This window comes from Marinobacter lipolyticus, assembly GCF_018424605.1.
In the GTDB taxonomy this organism is placed as follows: domain Bacteria; phylum Pseudomonadota; class Gammaproteobacteria; order Pseudomonadales; family Oleiphilaceae; genus Marinobacter; species Marinobacter lipolyticus_B.
On sequence record NZ_QTKT01000004.1, the window covers coordinates 118,752 to 135,750 of the forward strand.

Below are 16,999 nucleotides of genomic sequence, written 5' to 3' on the forward strand. Positions count from 1 at the left end.
ATAAATGAACATTCGTACCGCAACAGGGCGGTGGCGCGAACTCAGTTATAGCCGGTTTCCACGCCGCCAAAACGACGACGCTCCCGCTCATCGAAGCCGTAAATGGCCTCGGATATACGATCCGAGGAGCCGCCGCTGCCACCCAGCCCCTTGAGCTGGATCTGGAACAGCACGCGGCTTTCCAGTTGCTGGTCGTCGGTAAAGGCGTTCTGATGAACCACCTGCACACTCCAGCAGCAGTTATTGTATTCGATGCCCGCCAGCGAGCCGACGGTGCGATCAAGCTGCGAATCCCAGACCCAACGGCCGATCAGACTAACACGGTCTGTGACAGGAAAAACTGCCCCGATATCCGACTGTTCCAGTTCATTCCGGCTGTAGGTGTGGCCGAGACTGGCCAGGTAACGGTAATCCCGGGAGTGGAAAATCAGCTGGCTTCGTCCTTCTTCGGTTTGCTGGGTGTCCGGGTCCCACAACCCGGAACTGCGGATATCGAGCGTTTCCAGTGGCCTCAGGAGGATCTCGCCCGCCAATGGCGAATCACTGCGGTCGTCGGCGCCCAGCCCCATGAGGCTGACCTCACGGTCGTCGTAGTAGTGGACCTGCCCGATACTGAAGCGGGCGCGCTCGGCCCCGGTCATCAGGTCGTTGAAACGGCTGGTCAGCGCCACCGTCAGCTGATTGGCGTCGCCGACGCGGTCACCGCCGGTAAACCGGTTACGCCGGAACAGCTGGTCAAAGCTGAAGGAGCGGATGGCCGAATCGAAATCGGGGATGTCGTCCTGATCGGCATCCGCATCCGCCCAGGCATAATACAGCCTTGGCTCCAGGGTCTGATTGTAGGGGATATCAAACAGACTGGACTGACGGTCAAAATACAGCCCCGAATCCCATTCAAACACCGGTACGGTGCGATCAAAGCCCGCACTGCCCAGCTCATAATCTTCCAGCTCGTAGCGGGTGTAATCGAGGCTGACCGAGGGCCGGGTAAACCCCCACAACTCCCGCAAGGGTAGCGCCACCTCCGGAATCGCCCGCAGGCGCTGGCCGTTGGCGCGGTCGAGTCCGGTCAGTTCGGCGTTGTCGCGGTAGAAATAGGTGTACTGGCTTTCCAGATTGGTTTCCACCGGCCCCAGATCGGTGGTCATGCCGTAGATGACTTCCGGCAGCTGGGCATAGGGTTTGTTGCGCTCGGCAATGCGATCGCTGATGGTCTGGTAACCGTTCAGGTACGCCTCGAAATATTGGGAGGAATCCTGGTAACGCGCACCACCGCGGCGCTGCAGGTGGGTCGCCCGATTGATCTCCAGGGTCTGGTTCAGATCGCTCAGGTATTCCTCGTCACTGACCACCGAATAATCACCGTAGGCCGACCATCCGCCACCAAACCCCGCGCGGGTGGTGAAGTCCAGCGCCCAGCGCTCGCCATCTTCACCGGGAAACTCGTTCTGGTATTCCAGGTCATTCCCGATGTAGCCCAGCTGCAGCACCGACTCACCCCACGGGCTCAGGTAGCGGCCTTCCACCTCGTTGAACAGCCCGCGACCGTGAATGTATTGTGGCGTCAGGGTGGCGTCGTAATGGGGCGCCAGATTCAGATAATAGGGCACCGACAGGAATGCGCCACTGCCGGCATTGGAGGTGCCGAAGGAAGGATACAGAAAGCCGGTCTTGCGGCGGTCGTCAATCGGGAAACTGGCGTAGGGCCAGTAGAACACCGGCACATCCTTGATCCTCAGGCGTACGTGCCTGGCGGTGCCAAACCCCTCGCCCTGATCCAGGTGAATGTCCGACGCCACAATGGACCAGTCGTTCTGATTCGGCGCACAGGTGGTCAGCGAGCCCTCACTGATCAGCACCTGATCCTCGGCGATCCGCGACAGACTGCCGGCGGACCCACGCATCTCGGCGTCGTGCAGCAGAAAGGTAGCGGTGTTGATATCGAAACGACCACTGTTGACGTCGTAATCCGCCCGCTCGCCGGTCAACAGGAAGGCGTCACCGCGGCTCACCAGCGGCCCGGCCACCGACACCGTTCCGTCGACCTGGTTGTAACGGGCTTCCGAGCCGGTGACGGTAAACCGGCCCTGACGCATCCGCACATCGCCCTGCAGGTACAGCTCGGAGTCCAGTTCGTAGCGTGCCGACAGGCCACTGGCCTCCAGTGGTTGCCCGGCGTCCGGCGCCGACCCGAACATCGCGCCGCTGCCATCGCCAGCAGCCTCCATCGACATGTGGGATGGCAGATAGCCGCCCTCACAGAAAGCCGGCAGGGTGCTGCGCACCGATTCGGGCAACTCCGACCTTGGTCGCCAGTCAATCTCGGCGGCCGTCGGGGCGGTCTCAGCCACCACCGACGCGGCCGGAAACATCGCTGCGGAAACCGCGACACCTGCTACCCATGTTGACCTCGGTCGGCACCACTCCCGGTTCGCCGGTGATTGCAGGTTCCTTGCTGGGACTGGCACGGTGGTCGGGTTCCTGTGCAGATGACTGGGTGTTGAGGTTTTTATTAGCGGCCTAGTTTACACGGCGCTCTGCGGCTTGTTAACGGAAACCCGGTTTTGCAGCGAAACCGATTTACCCCTTCCGGGCGGATCTGCTAACTTTCTGTTTGTTAAGCCCACACAACATTCTCTTTTTCAGGACAGCCACCCGTTCCATGGACACCCGCCTGCAGATGCTGACCCAGTGGGTCCGACAGTTTCCCGGCCTGGAACAGGCCGAACCCGTGGCGGTATCCGGCGACGCCAGTTTCCGCCGTTATTTCAGAGTCACCGCCACTACCGACGCGGGCCAGACGCCGTTCATCGTCATGGATGCGCCACCGGAGCATGAGGACTGCCGACCTTTCGTTGCCATCGCACGGCATTGGCACAGCCGGGGCGTGGCGGTGCCGGAGGTTGTCCGCGACGATCTGGAACAGGGCTTTCTGCTGCTGGAGGACTTCGGCGACCGCCTCATGCTGACCGAACTCAACGCCGGTAGCGTTGAGAGTCTGTACCGGGGCGCACTGGCCGAACTGCTGCTGATCCAGCAGGTCGACGACACCCCTGACCATCCCCTGCCACCTTACGACACCGCCCTGCTGGACCGGGAGATGGCATTGTTTCCGGACTGGCTGCTGACCAGAAAACTGGGCCTGACCCTGTCCAATGGCGAACAGGCCATGCTCGATACTGCGTTCGCCTATCTGCGAGAGAGCGCGCTGGCGCAACCGGACGTTACCGTGCACCGCGACTACCATTCCCGCAACCTGCTGATCCGCCCGGACCACGGCACGCCCGGCGTGATCGACTTCCAGGATGCGGTGCGCGGCCCGGTTACCTACGATCTGGTGTCACTGCTGAAGGATTGCTACATCCGCTGGCCCGAAGCGGACATTGCCCGCTGGGTCGAGCACTACCGATTGCTCAGCCGGGACGCCGGCCTGCACAAGGCCGACCCCGACACCTTCCGCCAGTGGTTCGAGCTGATGGGCATGCAACGGCACCTGAAAGCGGCCGGCATCTTCGCGCGACTCTCCCTGCGAGACGGCAAGGACGGCTACCTGGGCGACATTCCCCGCACGGTACAGTACCTGATCGATGCCAGTGCCCGCCTCGGCGCCCTCCGGCACTTTCACGAATGGCTGGCCAACACCGTGATGCCGGCCATTGAGCAGCACATCGGCCCGGCACCGGCAGGCACCTCATCGTGAAAGCCATGATTCTTGCGGCTGGCAAGGGTGAGCGGATGCGTCCGTTGACGCTCACCACGCCCAAACCGCTGCTGCAGGCGGGGCGCAAGCCGCTGATTGTGCATCACCTGGAACGACTGCGGCGCGCCGGCCTGACCGACGTGGTCATCAACCATGCCTGGCTGGGTGAGCAGATCGAGCAGGCCCTGGGCGACGGCACTGACTTCGGGCTACGCATCGTCTATTCCCCGGAAGGCGAACCGCTGGAGACCGCCGGCGGCATCATCAAGGCACTGCCCCTGCTGACCGCCGAGGGTGACGAGTGGTTTCTGGTGATCAACGGCGATATCTGGTGCGATTTCGATTTTTCGCGGCTGACACCGCCGACCGACGCAGACGCCCTGCTGGTGCTTGCCGACAATCCGCAGCACAACGCCGGCGGCGACTTCCATCTTCGCGCCGATGGCACGGTGGCCGCGGAGGGTCCCGACAAGCTTACCTTCAGCGGTATCAGCCTGATACACCGCCGGCTGTTCGACCACCACCAGCAGGGCCACCGCAAACTGGCGCCGATTCTGCGCGCGGCCATGGCCGAACACCGGGTCAAAGGCCTGGCACATCACGGCCACTGGATCGACATCGGAACGCCGGAACGGCTGCAACAGCTGGATGACTGGCTGCACGATTCTCCGGAGGATGAGCGATGGTAGCCGGTGATCGCGACAGCGCGCTGCCTGCGAGGCTCGAGGCGGAGTTTTCCGACCTGCTGCGTGAACTTGCCTCCTGCGGCCACCAGGCCAACCAGCTGATCCGACGCACCAGCCTGCCATTGTGGCACCGGCGCCACCTGTTTTTCTTTCTCGGGTACATCGCCAAATCCGAGGGACGCGTAACCGAGGCCGACATCGGCTTTGCCGAAGCCATGATGAAAGCGCTCAGGCTGTCCCTGCGACAACGCCGTAAGGCCATATACTGGTTCCAGACCGGCAAGAATACCGAGGCCATCCCCCGCTTCCGGGCCCTGGGCCTGAAGCTGAGCCATTATCTGTGGCCGTCACCGGCCTTGCGGATGGCGATCTGCCTGTGCCACGCCGCCCAATTACAGGGGCGGCCGGCCAAACCCCGGCGCTACCGCTGCGAGGACGCCATCGACCAGATTGGTTTGCCGGTCAGGGTCAGCGATGACATCCTCGAAAGCTACGCCTCGAAAGTCTGGATCACCCAGCCGGAAAGCCGACCACCGCCCAGCAGTTACGAGCAGGCGTGCCAGTTGCTGGGCGTGACCCGCCGGGAGCCGCTGGAAGGCATCAAGCGCGCCTATCGCAAAAAAGTATCGGAATGCCACCCGGACAAACTGGCGCAGCAAGCACTCAGCGCCGCCGAGCGCGCCCGCGCCAAAGACCGGCTGCTGCGCTACCAGCAGGCCTGGGAACTGATCAAACGCCACCACTGAACCCGCCTCCGGGCCAGCGGCCTGTTTACCGCGACTTCAGCCAGGCGAGGATGCGATTGGCCAGCGCGCCGGCATCGCGCACCTCGGCACGGCTTGCCATAACCACCGGCTGTGACCGGTAACCCGCCACACCCGCTTCCTTCAGCTCCGCGGTCCGTGCGCGGGCAGACTCGCGCTGGGACGGTTCGCGGGAACTGTAAAGGTGCAGCAGCGCCAGCGGCTCCACAGCGGCGAGAAGCTCGTCCAATGCGGTTTCATCCTGTGGATAGAACCGCGGCGTCAGCCAAACCAACTCATTGCCGGTGCCAGCGGCGACATAACGGGTTGTGTGTATCGCGCCGGCCCCCACGGCCACCAGGACCACCCGCTGGTATCCGCGCTCCCGCAGGTTCAAGGCTGCCGCGGACAACAACGCCTGCACCCGCTGCCGGTAACGGGACTCCAGATCATCCTGTTCGCCCTTGTCCATCACATCAATCATCACCGAGTCGGCGGCCTTGGCACCCGGGGCTTCTTCCGGCGCGGGCAGATCGGCATCCACCCGCTTCCAGGCCTGCTGAAGCTCGAAGGGTGGCGCTTCCAGCCCCAGTGTCATCACGCTCCAGCCCGCCGACGTGAAGGCGCCGCCCAGCGCTGCCAGCAACCCGGACGCCGCGGACTGACCTTCATCGGCCAGCATCAGCATGGCGCCCTTCTCCGGCGAGTCGGCCCCGGGCTCATACAGCGCCAGGCCGGTGTCGTCACCCTCCAGATCCAGCCAGATCGCGGCCTCCGGCCGGCGCTCAGCAATGTCTTCAGACCCGAGACCGGAAGACACCAGTGCCCGCCGGACCTCATCCGCCGGCGACCCGGCCCCGCTCTCTTCCTGCGCCAGCGCAGACCCGGCCATGCCCGGAGCCAGCACCAACCACCCCAGAACACCCATCAACTTTCTGCGCTCTCTGCGCTCTCTGCGCTCTCCGCACTTTCTGCACTTTCTGCACTTTCTACACTTCCTGCTCACCGGCGCTCACTCTTTCGCTGCGAAAAAACATCACCAAACTGTTAGACTAACACCCGCTTTGGGTTTGCGGCAGGAACCGCTGACCACGCCATTATCCATTGTTGCGAGAGAGCCGTCATGAACCCGTACCTGATTGCCCCATCGATCCTGTCTGCCGATTTTGCCCGCCTGGGCGAGGAAGTCGATAACGTGCTGGCCGCCGGTGCCGACGTCGTGCACTTCGATGTCATGGACAATCACTACGTGCCCAACCTCACCATCGGCCCGATGGTGTGTGAGGCATTGCGCAAGCACGGAGTGACCGCCCCCATCGACGTGCACCTGATGGTGTCGCCGGTGGACGACCTGATCCGCATGTTCATCGACGCCGGTGCCAGTTACATCACCTTCCATCCCGAAGCCTCCAACCACATTGACCGCTCTCTGCAGCTGATCCGTGAGGGTGGCTGTCAGGCCGGGCTGGTGTTCAACCCGGCCACCCCCCTGAGTTACATGGATCACGTGATGGACAAGCTGGACATGGTGCTGCTGATGTCGGTGAACCCGGGCTTTGGCGGCCAGAAGTTCATCCCCGGTACGCTGGACAAACTGCGGGAAGCCCGCAAGCGCATCGACGCCAGCAACTACAACATCCGCCTGGAAATCGATGGCGGCGTCAAAACCGACAACATCCGCGAAATCGCCGAGGCCGGCGCCGACACCTTCGTGGCCGGCTCCGCCATTTTCAACACCGATGACTACAAGGCCACCATCGACGCCATGCGCGACGAACTGGAACAGGCCCGCAAGGTCATCAGCCAATGAGTCTGAAAGGCCTGTTCAGCCCGCGCTGGCCCGGTGTTGCCCTGTTCGATCTGGACGGCACCCTGGTGGACAGCGCCCCGGATCTGGCCGCTGCGATCGACCAGATGCTGGCGCACCTGGGCCGTTCGCCGGCCGGTATTGACCGGGTACGGCAATGGGTGGGCAACGGCGCCAGCGTTCTGGTGCGCCGTGCCCTGGCCGGTGAGGTGGACTGGGAACCGGCCCGTCCCCGGGATGAAGCTCTGTTCAACGACGCCCTGGCGATTTTCTATCACGCGTACGGCACCCTCAATGGCAAACATTCCGTGGTCTATGCCGGTGTTGAAGCCTGCCTGACCCACCTGAAGAATCAGGGCTGCCGCCTGGGTGTGGTGACCAACAAGCCGGAACAGTTTGTCGCGCCGCTGCTGCAGCAGATGCGACTGGATCACTGGTTCGATCTGAGCCTGGGGGGCGACACGCTGGCGGTGAAGAAACCGGACCCAGCACCGTTGCTGCACGCCATGGAATCCCTGGGTGGAACCCGGGGCACCACGGTGATGGTGGGCGACTCGGCGGCGGACATCAACGCCGCCCTGGCCGCCGGCATTCCCTGTGTAGCGGTGCGTTACGGGTACAATTACGGGCCCTCGGTCGACACCCTCGGGGCGGACGCGGTTGTTGATTCGCTGGCCGAGCTTTTGTAATCTCACAAGGAACTTACATTGAGCACTTCTTTACGGGAGATTCCTGCCGTGCAGGGACTGAATCTGATCGCAGCGCGGGGCATCCTGACCACCCGCGCAACACGATGGTGGCGATGGCGCACCGGCTGAGCAAGCCCGGCGGCTGACTGGCCCGTGCCCGTCGGAACCGCAGCCCCTGATGAGAGCACCATGCTCTCGTCCACAATGCAGATCAGATTTCAGGAAACCGTACCATGACACCCGAGCAATTCTCCGAGCTCGCCGACGCCGGCTTTAACCGCATCCCTGTGTACCGCGAGGTTCTGGCCGACCTCGATACGCCTCTGAGTACCTATCTGAAACTCGCCAGCGGCCCCTACTCCTATCTGTTCGAATCCGTCCAGGGCGGCGAGAAATGGGGCCGTTATTCGATCATTGGTTTGCCCAGCCACGAGGTGCTGAAGGTCTTTGACCACAAAGTCGAAATCAGCCGCGGCGGCGAAATTGTCGAAACCGAAGAAGTGGACGATCCACTGACCTTTGTCGAGGCTTACCAGAAGCGCTTCCACGCTCCGGATCTGGAGGAACTGCCCCGCTTCAACGGCGGCCTGGTGGGCTACTTCGGTTACGACACCGTGCGCTACATCGAGAAGCGCCTGCGCAAGAGCTGCCCGCCCGATCGCATCGGCACACCGGACATCCTGCTGATGGTGTCCAACGAGATCGTCGTCTTCGACAACCTGCGCGGCAAACTGCACCTAATCGTGCATGCCGATCCCGCGGTGGACGGAGCCTACGAACAGGCCCTGGCCCGCATTGATGAACTGGAGAATCGCCTGCACCGGCAAACCGCCGATGCGCCACGCACTCCGGAACACCTGCGCGGCAAGGCGGTGGACGAGAGCGACTTCATCTCCGGCTTTACCCAGGACAAATTCGAAGCCGCGGTGGACAAGATCAAGGGCTACGTGCTCGATGGCGATGTCATGCAGACCGTGATTTCCCAGCGCATGTCCATTCCCTTCGAGGCGCCACCGCTGAACCTGTACCGGTCGCTGCGGGTGCTGAACCCATCCCCCTACATGTATTTCCTGGATCTGGGTGATTTCCATATCGTCGGCTCCTCCCCGGAAATCCTGGCCCGGGTGGAAGACGAGGAAGTCACCGTGCGCCCCATCGCCGGCACCCGCAAACGCGGTGCCACCGACGCCGAGGACAAGGCCCTGGAAAGCGAGCTGCTGGCCGACCCGAAAGAGATTGCCGAGCACCTGATGCTGATCGACCTTGGCCGCAACGATGCCGGCCGGGTGTCGGAAACCGGCACGGTTCGGCTCACCGATAAAATGATTGTCGAGCGTTACTCCCACGTGATGCACATTGTTTCGAACGTCACCGGCCGGCTGAAAGACAACACCAGCTGCCTGGACGTGCTTCGGGCCACCCTGCCCGCCGGCACCCTCAGTGGCGCGCCCAAGATCCGGGCCATGGAAATCATCGATGAACTGGAGCCGGTCAAGCGTGGGGTCTACGGTGGCGCCGTGGGTTACCTGTCGTTCAACGGCAACATGGATACGGCCATTGCCATCCGTACCGCCGTAATCAAGGACAACACCCTGCACATCCAGGCCGGCGCCGGCGTAGTGGCCGACTCTGTGCCCCGCCTCGAGTGGAAGGAAACCATGAACAAGGGCCGTGCGATCTTCCGCGCGGTAGCCATGACCTACAACGATTTCGACCACTGAGGCGGAGGATAAGATTATGTTGCTGATGATCGATAACTACGATTCCTTCACCTACAACGTGGTGCAGTATCTGGCGGAACTGGGTGCCGATGTGCAGGTGTACCGGAACGATGAAATCACCATCGAACAGATTGAAGCGATGAACCCGGAGCGGCTGGTGATTTCCCCCGGCCCCTGCACCCCGAACGAGGCAGGCATCTCCATGGAGGCGATCCGTCACTTCGCAGGCAAGTTGCCGATCCTCGGCATCTGCCTGGGCCACCAGGCCATTGGCCAGGTCTACGGCGGCGACATCATCCGCGCCGGACGGGTCATGCACGGCAAGGTGTCCCCGGTGTTCCACGAGGACACCGGCGTGTTCCGCGGCCTGAGCAACCCGCTGCAGGCGACCCGCTATCACAGCCTGGTGATCGACAAGACCACCCTGCCCGAGTGCCTTGAGGTCACCGCCTGGACCCGCAACGACGACGGTTCCATCGAGGAAATCATGGGGGTTCGCCACAAAACTCTGCCGATCGAGGGTGTGCAGTTCCACCCGGAGTCTATTATGACGGAACAGGGCCACGAGCTGCTGCGCAACTTTCTGAGAACACAATAAGAGGCCGACACATGGACATGAAAGAAGCTCTCAACCGCATTGCCTCCAACCTGGACCTGTCCCGGGAGGAAATGAAGGACGTGATGCGCATCGTCATGAACGGCGAGGCCACCGACGCCCAGATCGGCGCGTTTCTCATGGGGTTGCGCCTGAAGAGCGAAACCATCGATGAAATCACCGGCGCCACCGAAGTAATGCGCGAGCTGGCCACCGGGGTCACCGTGAACGCGGAGCCACTGGTGGACATCGTCGGCACCGGCGGCGACGGCGCTAACCTGTTCAACGTGTCCTCGGCCGCCTCGTTTGTGGTGGCGGCTGCCGGCGGTTTTGTGGCCAAACACGGCAACCGCGGCGTGTCGTCGAAAAGTGGCAGCGCCGATCTGATCGAAAAGGCCGGCATCAACCTCAATATGAAGCCGGAAGAAGTGGCCCGCTGCGTGGAGCAGATCGGCGTCGGCTTCATGTTCGCTCCGGCCCATCATGGCGCTATGAAGCATGCCATCGGCCCCCGCAAGGAGCTGGGCTGCCGCACCCTATTCAATATCCTCGGCCCGATGACCAACCCGGCCGGCGTGAAACGTCAGCTGATCGGCGTGTTCACCCGGGAACTGTGTCGCCCCATGGCGGAGGTGCTGCAGCGGCTGGGCGCGGAGCACATCATGGTGGTGCATTCCAAGGACGGCCTGGACGAAATCAGTCTGGCCAGCGCCACCCACGTGGCGGAGCTGAAAAATGGTGAAATCACCGAATACGACGTCACGCCTGAGGATCTCGGCATCAAGAGCCAGACCCTGGTCGGCCTGGCGGTGGACTCCTCCGAGGAATCCCTGAAGCTGATCCGTGCCGCCTTCGGCCGCGGTCACGATGAAATGGCCGAAAAGGCCCGGGATCTGATTGCCCTGAACGCCGGTGCGGCGATTTATGTGGCCGGGCTGGCAAAGACCGCCAAAGAAGGCGTGGACATGGCGCTCGATGCCATGGGCTCGGGACTAGCAGCCGGCAAGATGTCGGAACTGGCTGATTTTTCTCAGTGCTTCTAACCCCGGCCTGCTGAGCTTGCAGCCGGACGAGCCGGTGGGGAGACCTTTCCAAAACACGCCCGTGAATACGTCCCTGTAGGGCTTGGCTGCAGCCATCCATGGCTGCAGACAGTTTTGGAAAGGTCTCCCCACCGGCTCTCGCATACATTTTACGGGCCTGATATGACTGACAGACATTTAGACAAAACTCCCACCATTCTGCGGAAGATCGTTGACCGGAAATGGGAAGAGATCGACGAGCGGAAGCCTCAGGTTTCGATCGCAGATCTGAAAGCTATGGCTGGCGATCAGCCGCCTGCCAGGAGGTTCGCTGACGCTCTGCGCACGCGTATTGAGGCCAGAACGCCTGCAGTGATCGCGGAAATCAAGAAAGCCTCGCCCAGCAAAGGCATCCTGCGGGATCCGTTCGAACCCGAGCGCATTGCCGAAAGCTATGAGAAAGGTGGGGCGGCCTGCCTGTCGGTACTCACTGACAAGGACTTTTTCCAAGGCCACGAAGATTACCTCGTTGCGGCCCGCAACGCCTGCAGTCTGCCGGTGATCCGCAAGGACTTCATGGTGGCGCCCTACCAGGTCTATGAGAGCCGGGCCATCGGGGCAGACTGCATTTTACTGATCGCTGCCTGTCTGACGCGGAACCAGATGCAAGAACTGGAAGGTATTGCCCACGAGATTGGTCTGGACGTGTTGGTGGAAGTGCACGATGGCGAGGAACTGGACGATGCGCTCACGCTGAAGACCCCGCTGGTGGGCATCAACAACCGTAACCTGCACACCTTTGACGTGTCGCTGGACACCACCTTCGATCTGCACCAGCGGATCTCGGCGGACCGCCTGACGATTACCGAGAGCGGCATCATGACCCGGAGTGACGTGGAGGCCATGACCGATCGGGGGATTTTCGGCTTCCTGGTGGGCGAGTCGTTTATGCGGGCGCCCGAGCCCGGAGAGAAACTGCAGCAACTGTTCGGCTGACGGAACCCTCATGGATGTAGTGGCCGCCAAGGGATCCCCCAATCCGATACTCACCGGCCCCCACTGGCCGGTGTTTTTCCGTTATGCCCTGCCCTCGGTGGCGGGGTTGCTGGCGCTGACCACCGCCAATATTGTCGACGGCATTTTTATCGGTAACTTTGCCGGTGCCGATGCCCTTGCCGCGCTGAACCTGCTGATTCCCTATTTTACTTTTCTGTTCGGGCTGGCCCTGGCACTGGCCATTGGTGGCACGGTACGGGCCGGCAAATACCTGGGTGAGGGCAATACCGAGGCGGCGTCGGCGGTCTTCAGCAAGTGCCTGATTGCCACCTTTACCCTGGCGCTGGCGGCCACCGGGCTGTGCCTGCTGTTCCACGAGCCGCTGTATCGCGTGCTCGGTGCCTCGCCGGAACTCTACCCGCTGATGTCCGAGTATTTCCTGGTGATTATCTGGGTCATGGTGGTGCAGCTGGTGGCGATGGTGCTGTATTACTTTATCCGTGTGGATGGCCTGCCGGTGCTCGCCACCACCGCCCTGGTGCTGGGGGCCGGCGCCAATATCCTGCTTGATGCCCTGCTGGTCGGTTATCTGGACTACGGCCTTCAGGGCGCCGCGTTCGCCACCGGCCTGGCCCAGCTGCTGCAACTGGGGGTGTTGCTGGTGTACGCGTTCAAGCCCCGGCGCCAGTTGCGCTTCCGGCTGCGCCAGCGCAACTGGCGCGAGGTGGTGAGCGCCTTCGCCAACGGCGTGTCAGAGTGGATCAACGAGTTGTCGGTGGGCCTGGTGATGCTGCTGATCAACTGGCTGCTGATGTCCAGCCAGGGGGTGACCGGCGTGGCCGCATTTACCGTGGTCAATTACCTGATTTTTCTGAGCCTGATGGTGTTTTACGGCATTTCCGACGCCATGCATGTGCTGGTCAGCCACAACCTCGGCGCCGGCAACGCGGCCCGCATCCGCCAGTTCATGATCTGCGGCGCCACGGTGATCCTCGGGCTGGGAGCCACCCTGGTGTTGCTGGTCTGGCTGCAGGGGTCCGGGCTGATCCGTCTGTTTCTTGATACCACCGAGGACGCCGCCACCGCGCAGCTGGCGGATCGGTTCCTGGCCATTCTCTGGCCGCTGTTTCTCATCAACGGGCTCAATGTGCTGCTGTCGGTTTACCTGACTGCCATGCACCAGCCCCTGCCCTCGGCGGCGGTTGCGCTGTCCCGCAGCCTGATACTGCCGGCCCTGCTGCTGGTGCTGATCCACCAGTTTGCCCCCCACTGGCCGTTGCTGGCCGCATTGCCGCTGGCAGAATGGCTGACCTTCGGGCTCGCCCTGGGCCTGTTCCTGCGTTTCCGGCCTGATCGGCTGGTGGGCAGGGCACCCGCCGCGGCCGCTCAAATGTAAAATTTGTAAAACCGGTTTTAATGCGGATAATTCTCATTTAGCTTTACCCCAAATCATCATTACGGGGTATCTCCATGGGACCGTCTGCCAGAGCCATCGCGGAACACGCCAGCTTCCGCGCGTTCCTGCACTGCTATCTGCAGGAAGTGGACAGTGGGCAATGGTGCCAAGCGGAAGACTGGTCAGACGACGGCTCCGGCCATTACCGCGGAACCCATGTCTGCCAACTTGCGCTGGACACCCAGCGCGCCAGGCTGGCGGTGGATGTGCTGTACTTTTCCGCAGCCGGCCGTCACCGCTTCGGCCAGGTCCGGCTGTGGAGCGCCGGCCGGTTCAGCTGGAGTACGCTGGAACCCGAGCATGCCATGTTCATGCTGGTGCGCGAACTGTACACGCTGATTGGCGGCATGATGCCGGAGGTGCGACGGTCACGGGAACTGGAGCTGTTCTACCGGCTGACTGACAGCTATCAGGTGATGGCGCGTTACATCGCCGCCCGCCAGGCCGATCCCCTCCTGCTTTCCGACCGTTTCATCGACGGTGAACAATCCCTGTTGTTCGGCCACACCGCCCACCCCACGCCCAAGAGCCGACAGGGTCTGGCGGAGTGGCAGCACGCCAGTTACGCCCCCGAGCTGGCCGGCCGCTTCCAGCTGCAGTTCTTCTCCGTGCAGCGGAACCTGGTGACCCAGGACGCGCACGGCGACCTCAGTGCCGCGGCCATGGTGGAGACCACCGTCGCCCGTGGCAGGGGCCCGCTGAAGCTTCCCGCGGATCGGGTCTTGGTTCCCGCGCATCCGCTGCAGGCGCAATGGCTACTGTGCCAGCCCGAGGTAATGGCAGCCATCGCCAGTGGCGACATCCAGCCCCTGGGCCCGCTCGGACCGGCCTTCACCGCCACCTCGTCGGTTCGCACGCTGTACTGCGAGGACTGCGACTGGATGCTCAAATTTTCCATCCCGGTCAGGGTCACCAACTCGCTGCGGGTCAACAAACACCATGAACTCCGCGCCGGCGTGGTGATGGCGCGGCTGATCGAGCAGACCGGCTTTCTCGACCAGGAAACCGGGTTCCACATCATTCAGGATCCCGCCTACCTGACGGTGCGCCTGCCGGGGCGGCGGGAAAGCGGTTTCGAAGTCATCCTGCGGGACAACCCGTTCCATCGTCACCAGGACCGGGGCATCCTGTCGGTGGCCGCCCTGACCCAGCCACCTCTGGCCAATCATACCTCGCGTTTACGCACCCTGATCGAAGGGTTGGCGCTGAACGAGAGCCGCAGCCTGGCGGCGGTCAGCCGCGACTGGTTTCGCCAGTACCTCGACTGCGCGATAGAACCGGCCCTGCGCCTCTACGATGATCATGGCATCGCTCTCGAAGCCCACCAGCAGAACAGTCTGCTGGATCTGAGCTCCGGCTACCCCTCCCGTTACTATTACCGCGACAACCAGGGTTACTACCTGTCGGAAAGCCGGCGCGAGGAGCTGGAGGCGCTCTGCCCGGACCTGTCAGATACGCCGGAGCTGTTCTATCGGGATGCCATGATCCGCGATCGTTTCTGTTATTACCTGGTGGTCAACCAGCTGTTCTCGGTGATCGCCCGGTTTGGGGAGGATGGCCTGCTGGAGGAGGCCCAGTTGCTGGATCTGCTGCGTCACGCCCTGAAAAACTGGCTGGACCGCTTTCAGGGTCCGGCGCGGCCGTTGGTGGCCATGCTGCTGAGCGATGCCCGCCTGCCCTACAAGGGCAACCTGCTGACCCGCGTTCACGATGTCGACGAGCTCAATGCGGAACTGGAAATGGCGGTGTACACCAGCATTCGCAACCCCCTGCACAAGACCCTTGCGGACCGGAACTCACCCCGGGAACGTCAACTCGCGGGCCCGCGTCACCATGATGTCGCCTGAATCGGTTACCCGCCGCGTCGTGCGCCAGTTGCTGGAAGCCCTGCTGTTCGAGGGGCTGATTCCCTGGCGCTACACCGACAAAACCGACAGTTCCTGGCAGTGGCTGCACTTCCGGCTGGGCCAGCTCAACGGCGAATGCCTGGGGCGAATTCGTGGGTTCGGCCGTAATGAGCTGGACATGGCGAGTCTGACGCTGAGGCACAATGGCCGCGCGGTGCCGCTGAAGCTGACGCTGCTGTCCGAGCAATTACCCGCCGCAGAAGCACACCGCACCGCGTTGCTGCAGGAGCTGCAAGCAACGATCGCCAACAGCCTGATCTGCCCACCCCACCCGGATCGCCGCAGCCTCTCTGCCGAGGCGCTGGACAGCGCGCTGCACGAGGGGCATCCGTACCATCCCAGCTTTAAAGCCCGCTGCGGTTTCAGTCGTGAAGATCAGCTGCATTACGGTCCCGAATCCGCCCGCTGCTTCCGCTTGCACTGGGTGGCCGTTCGCCGGGATCAGTGCCTGGCACAATGGCCAGTGGCAGAAGAGACCTTCTGGCAGCGGGAGCTGGGTACCGAAACCGCCTACCTGCTGCGCGCCGCGTTCAACCGCGTAGGGGCCAACTGGCACGACCACAGCGCCCTGCCACTGCACCCCTGGCAATGGCGGAACCTGCAAGCCACTAACTTGGCGCCGGCGCTGTCCCGGGGCGACGTGCGGCACCTGGGCCCGCTTGGGGATCGCTACCGGGCCAGCCAGTCGTTGCGTTCGCTGTTCAACGTCAGCCGGCCAGGGGCGGCCTGCATCAAGGTCTCTCTGGGCATTGGCAACACCTCATCCCGTCGCCATCTGGAGCCGCATTCGGTGCCGTCCGCGCCGAGTATTTCACGCTGGCTGCAAACGACGGTCGCCGGTGACGATCGTTTCACCGAACGGTACCCGCTGCGCCTGCTACCGGAGTACGCCAGCCTGATCTACACCGGCCACGGCGGCCAGCCCGGGGAACAATGCGCGTTGGCGGGGGAACTGGGGGCCATCTGGCGTCTGGGGATCGATCGCCAGTTGCACTGCAATGAACGTGCCGTGCCGATGAACGCACTGGCGACACTGGAAGTGGATAGCCTGCCGTTCATCGATCCCTGGCTGCAGCACCATGGTGTGATGCCCTGGCTGCGGGCGTTGATCCGCACCCTGGTACTGCCGGTGTGGCATTTGTTGATCGCCCACGGCATTGGTGTCGAGGCCCACGCCCAAAACAGCCTGATTGTGATGCGCGATGGCTGGCCGGTGGCGCTGATGCTGAGGGACTTCCACGACAGCGTTGAATACGTGGCGGACTTTCTGCCGCCCGGTTGCGACGGCCCCCACTTCGGGGCCCGCCAACCCTTCTACGACGACGCCCCGGACGATCGTTACTACCGCATGGGGCAGGTGGAAGCGCTGCGGGAACTGGTGATGGACACGCTGTTCGTGTTCAACCTCAGTGAACTGGCACGACTGATCGAATCCCACTACGCGATTCCGGAAGCCCTATTCTGGGCGCTGGTCAGCCAGTGCCTGGACGGGTACGCACAGAGTCACCCGGAGCTGGCGGCCCGACTGGCTCGGGTGGATCACCGCCGCACCCGCATCGCCACCGAATCCCTGCTTACCCGTAAATTACGGGGCCCGGGCGCCGGGGAATGCCACCACGAGGTTCCCAACCCGCTCGCCACCCCGATCCACATCCATTCCTTGAGTAACCACTGAGG

14 protein-coding genes are annotated in these 16,999 nt (G+C 62.8%); 12 read left to right on the top strand and 2 right to left on the bottom strand.

The genetic code is table 11. The features are described from left to right. Positions 1-41: 41 nt before the first annotated feature. Positions 42-2,372 (bottom strand): LPS-assembly protein LptD, encoded by a 2,331-nt coding sequence (locus tag DYI22_RS07460; RefSeq protein WP_213477433.1) that lies wholly within the window; start codon positions 2,370-2,372, stop codon positions 42-44. A gap of 290 nt (positions 2,373-2,662) precedes the next feature. Between DYI22_RS07460 and DYI22_RS07465 the strand changes: the two genes are divergently transcribed. Genes DYI22_RS07465 through DYI22_RS07475 form a run of 3 tightly spaced genes read left to right on the top strand, consistent with a single transcriptional unit; the run spans position 2,663 to position 5,132 of the window. Further along, positions 2,663-3,700: an aminoglycoside phosphotransferase family protein gene (locus tag DYI22_RS07465; protein ID WP_213477434.1), complete on the top strand. Its 1,038-nt coding sequence runs from the start codon at positions 2,663-2,665 to the stop codon at positions 3,698-3,700. Continuing rightward, positions 3,697-4,389, top strand: coding sequence for an N-acetylmuramate alpha-1-phosphate uridylyltransferase MurU (gene murU / locus DYI22_RS07470; RefSeq protein ID WP_213477435.1), 693 nt, complete (start codon positions 3,697-3,699; stop codon positions 4,387-4,389). Before DYI22_RS07465 ends, murU begins: the two co-directional genes overlap by 4 nt. After that, positions 4,383-5,132 carry a molecular chaperone DjlA gene (locus DYI22_RS07475; RefSeq protein ID WP_213477436.1) on the top strand — a complete coding sequence of 250 codons (750 nt, stop codon included), beginning with the start codon at positions 4,383-4,385 and terminating at the stop codon, positions 5,130-5,132. Before murU ends, DYI22_RS07475 begins: the two co-directional genes overlap by 7 nt. A gap of 25 nt (positions 5,133-5,157) precedes the next feature. On the opposite strand, the gene DYI22_RS07480 is transcribed toward DYI22_RS07475, so the two are convergent. Continuing rightward, a complete protein-coding gene (locus DYI22_RS07480) occupies positions 5,158-6,057 on the bottom strand; it encodes a DUF3530 family protein (RefSeq protein ID WP_213477437.1) in 900 nt (299 codons plus the stop codon). Between the two features lie 195 nt (positions 6,058-6,252). Here DYI22_RS07480 and rpe point away from each other — a divergent pair, with 195 nt between their 5' ends. The 9 genes from rpe to DYI22_RS07525 all read left to right on the top strand — a co-directional run bounded on the left by rpe (position 6,253) and on the right by DYI22_RS07525 (position 16,997). Further along, on the top strand, positions 6,253-6,939 hold the full coding sequence (rpe, locus tag DYI22_RS07485) for a ribulose-phosphate 3-epimerase (RefSeq protein WP_213477438.1): 687 nt from the start codon (positions 6,253-6,255) through the stop codon (positions 6,937-6,939). Beyond that, positions 6,936-7,625 carry a phosphoglycolate phosphatase gene (locus DYI22_RS07490; protein WP_213477439.1) on the top strand — a complete coding sequence of 230 codons (690 nt, stop codon included), beginning with the start codon at positions 6,936-6,938 and terminating at the stop codon, positions 7,623-7,625. The genes rpe and DYI22_RS07490 overlap by 4 nt, the downstream gene beginning before the upstream one ends. 233 nt (positions 7,626-7,858) lie before the next feature. Beyond that, positions 7,859-9,346: an anthranilate synthase component I gene (trpE, locus tag DYI22_RS07495; RefSeq protein WP_213477440.1), complete on the top strand. Its 1,488-nt coding sequence runs from the start codon at positions 7,859-7,861 to the stop codon at positions 9,344-9,346. 16 nt (positions 9,347-9,362) lie between these two features. Beyond that, on the top strand, positions 9,363-9,944 hold the full coding sequence (locus DYI22_RS07500) for an aminodeoxychorismate/anthranilate synthase component II (protein WP_213477441.1): 582 nt from the start codon (positions 9,363-9,365) through the stop codon (positions 9,942-9,944). Between the two features lie 11 nt (positions 9,945-9,955). Beyond that, positions 9,956-10,984, top strand: coding sequence for an anthranilate phosphoribosyltransferase (trpD, locus tag DYI22_RS07505; RefSeq protein ID WP_213477442.1), 1,029 nt, complete (start codon positions 9,956-9,958; stop codon positions 10,982-10,984). Positions 10,985-11,146: 162 nt separating this feature from the next. Beyond that, the gene (gene trpC / locus DYI22_RS07510; protein WP_213477443.1) at positions 11,147-11,959 is read left to right on the top strand and encodes an indole-3-glycerol phosphate synthase TrpC; all 813 of its coding nucleotides are present in this window, start codon (positions 11,147-11,149) and stop codon (positions 11,957-11,959) included. A gap of 10 nt (positions 11,960-11,969) precedes the next feature. Further along, positions 11,970-13,355, top strand: a complete 1,386-nt coding sequence (locus tag DYI22_RS07515; protein WP_213477444.1) for an MATE family efflux transporter — start codon at positions 11,970-11,972, stop codon at positions 13,353-13,355. A 74-nt stretch (positions 13,356-13,429) separates the two neighbouring features. Then, positions 13,430-15,262 carry an IucA/IucC family protein gene (locus DYI22_RS07520; RefSeq protein WP_213477445.1) on the top strand — a complete coding sequence of 611 codons (1,833 nt, stop codon included), beginning with the start codon at positions 13,430-13,432 and terminating at the stop codon, positions 15,260-15,262. Further along, positions 15,249-16,997, top strand: a complete 1,749-nt coding sequence (locus tag DYI22_RS07525) for an IucA/IucC family protein (protein WP_213477652.1) — start codon at positions 15,249-15,251, stop codon at positions 16,995-16,997. The genes DYI22_RS07520 and DYI22_RS07525 overlap by 14 nt, the downstream gene beginning before the upstream one ends. Positions 16,998-16,999 lie beyond the last annotated feature (2 nt).

Bases quoted from the DNA above. Each gene is read 5' to 3' on its own strand.
- DYI22_RS07525 (WP_213477652.1), top strand. From the start codon at position 15,249: ATGATGTCGCCTGAATCGGTTACCCGCCGCGTCGTGCGCCAGTTGCTG.
- DYI22_RS07465 (WP_213477434.1), top strand. From the start codon at position 2,663: ATGGACACCCGCCTGCAGATGCTGACCCAGTGGGTCCGACAGTTTCCC.
- rpe (WP_213477438.1), top strand. From the start codon at position 6,253: ATGAACCCGTACCTGATTGCCCCATCGATCCTGTCTGCCGATTTTGCC.
- DYI22_RS07480 (WP_213477437.1), bottom strand. From the start codon at position 6,057: ATGGGTGTTCTGGGGTGGTTGGTGCTGGCTCCGGGCATGGCCGGGTCT.
- trpD (WP_213477442.1), top strand. From the start codon at position 9,956: ATGGACATGAAAGAAGCTCTCAACCGCATTGCCTCCAACCTGGACCTG.
- DYI22_RS07520 (WP_213477445.1), top strand. From the start codon at position 13,430: ATGGGACCGTCTGCCAGAGCCATCGCGGAACACGCCAGCTTCCGCGCG.
- trpC (WP_213477443.1), top strand. From the start codon at position 11,147: ATGACTGACAGACATTTAGACAAAACTCCCACCATTCTGCGGAAGATC.
- DYI22_RS07500 (WP_213477441.1), top strand. From the start codon at position 9,363: ATGTTGCTGATGATCGATAACTACGATTCCTTCACCTACAACGTGGTG.
- DYI22_RS07515 (WP_213477444.1), top strand. From the start codon at position 11,970: ATGGATGTAGTGGCCGCCAAGGGATCCCCCAATCCGATACTCACCGGC.
- DYI22_RS07460 (WP_213477433.1), bottom strand. From the start codon at position 2,372: ATGTTTCCGGCCGCGTCGGTGGTGGCTGAGACCGCCCCGACGGCCGCC.
- trpE (WP_213477440.1), top strand. From the start codon at position 7,859: ATGACACCCGAGCAATTCTCCGAGCTCGCCGACGCCGGCTTTAACCGC.
- DYI22_RS07490 (WP_213477439.1), top strand. From the start codon at position 6,936: ATGAGTCTGAAAGGCCTGTTCAGCCCGCGCTGGCCCGGTGTTGCCCTG.
- DYI22_RS07475 (WP_213477436.1), top strand. From the start codon at position 4,383: ATGGTAGCCGGTGATCGCGACAGCGCGCTGCCTGCGAGGCTCGAGGCG.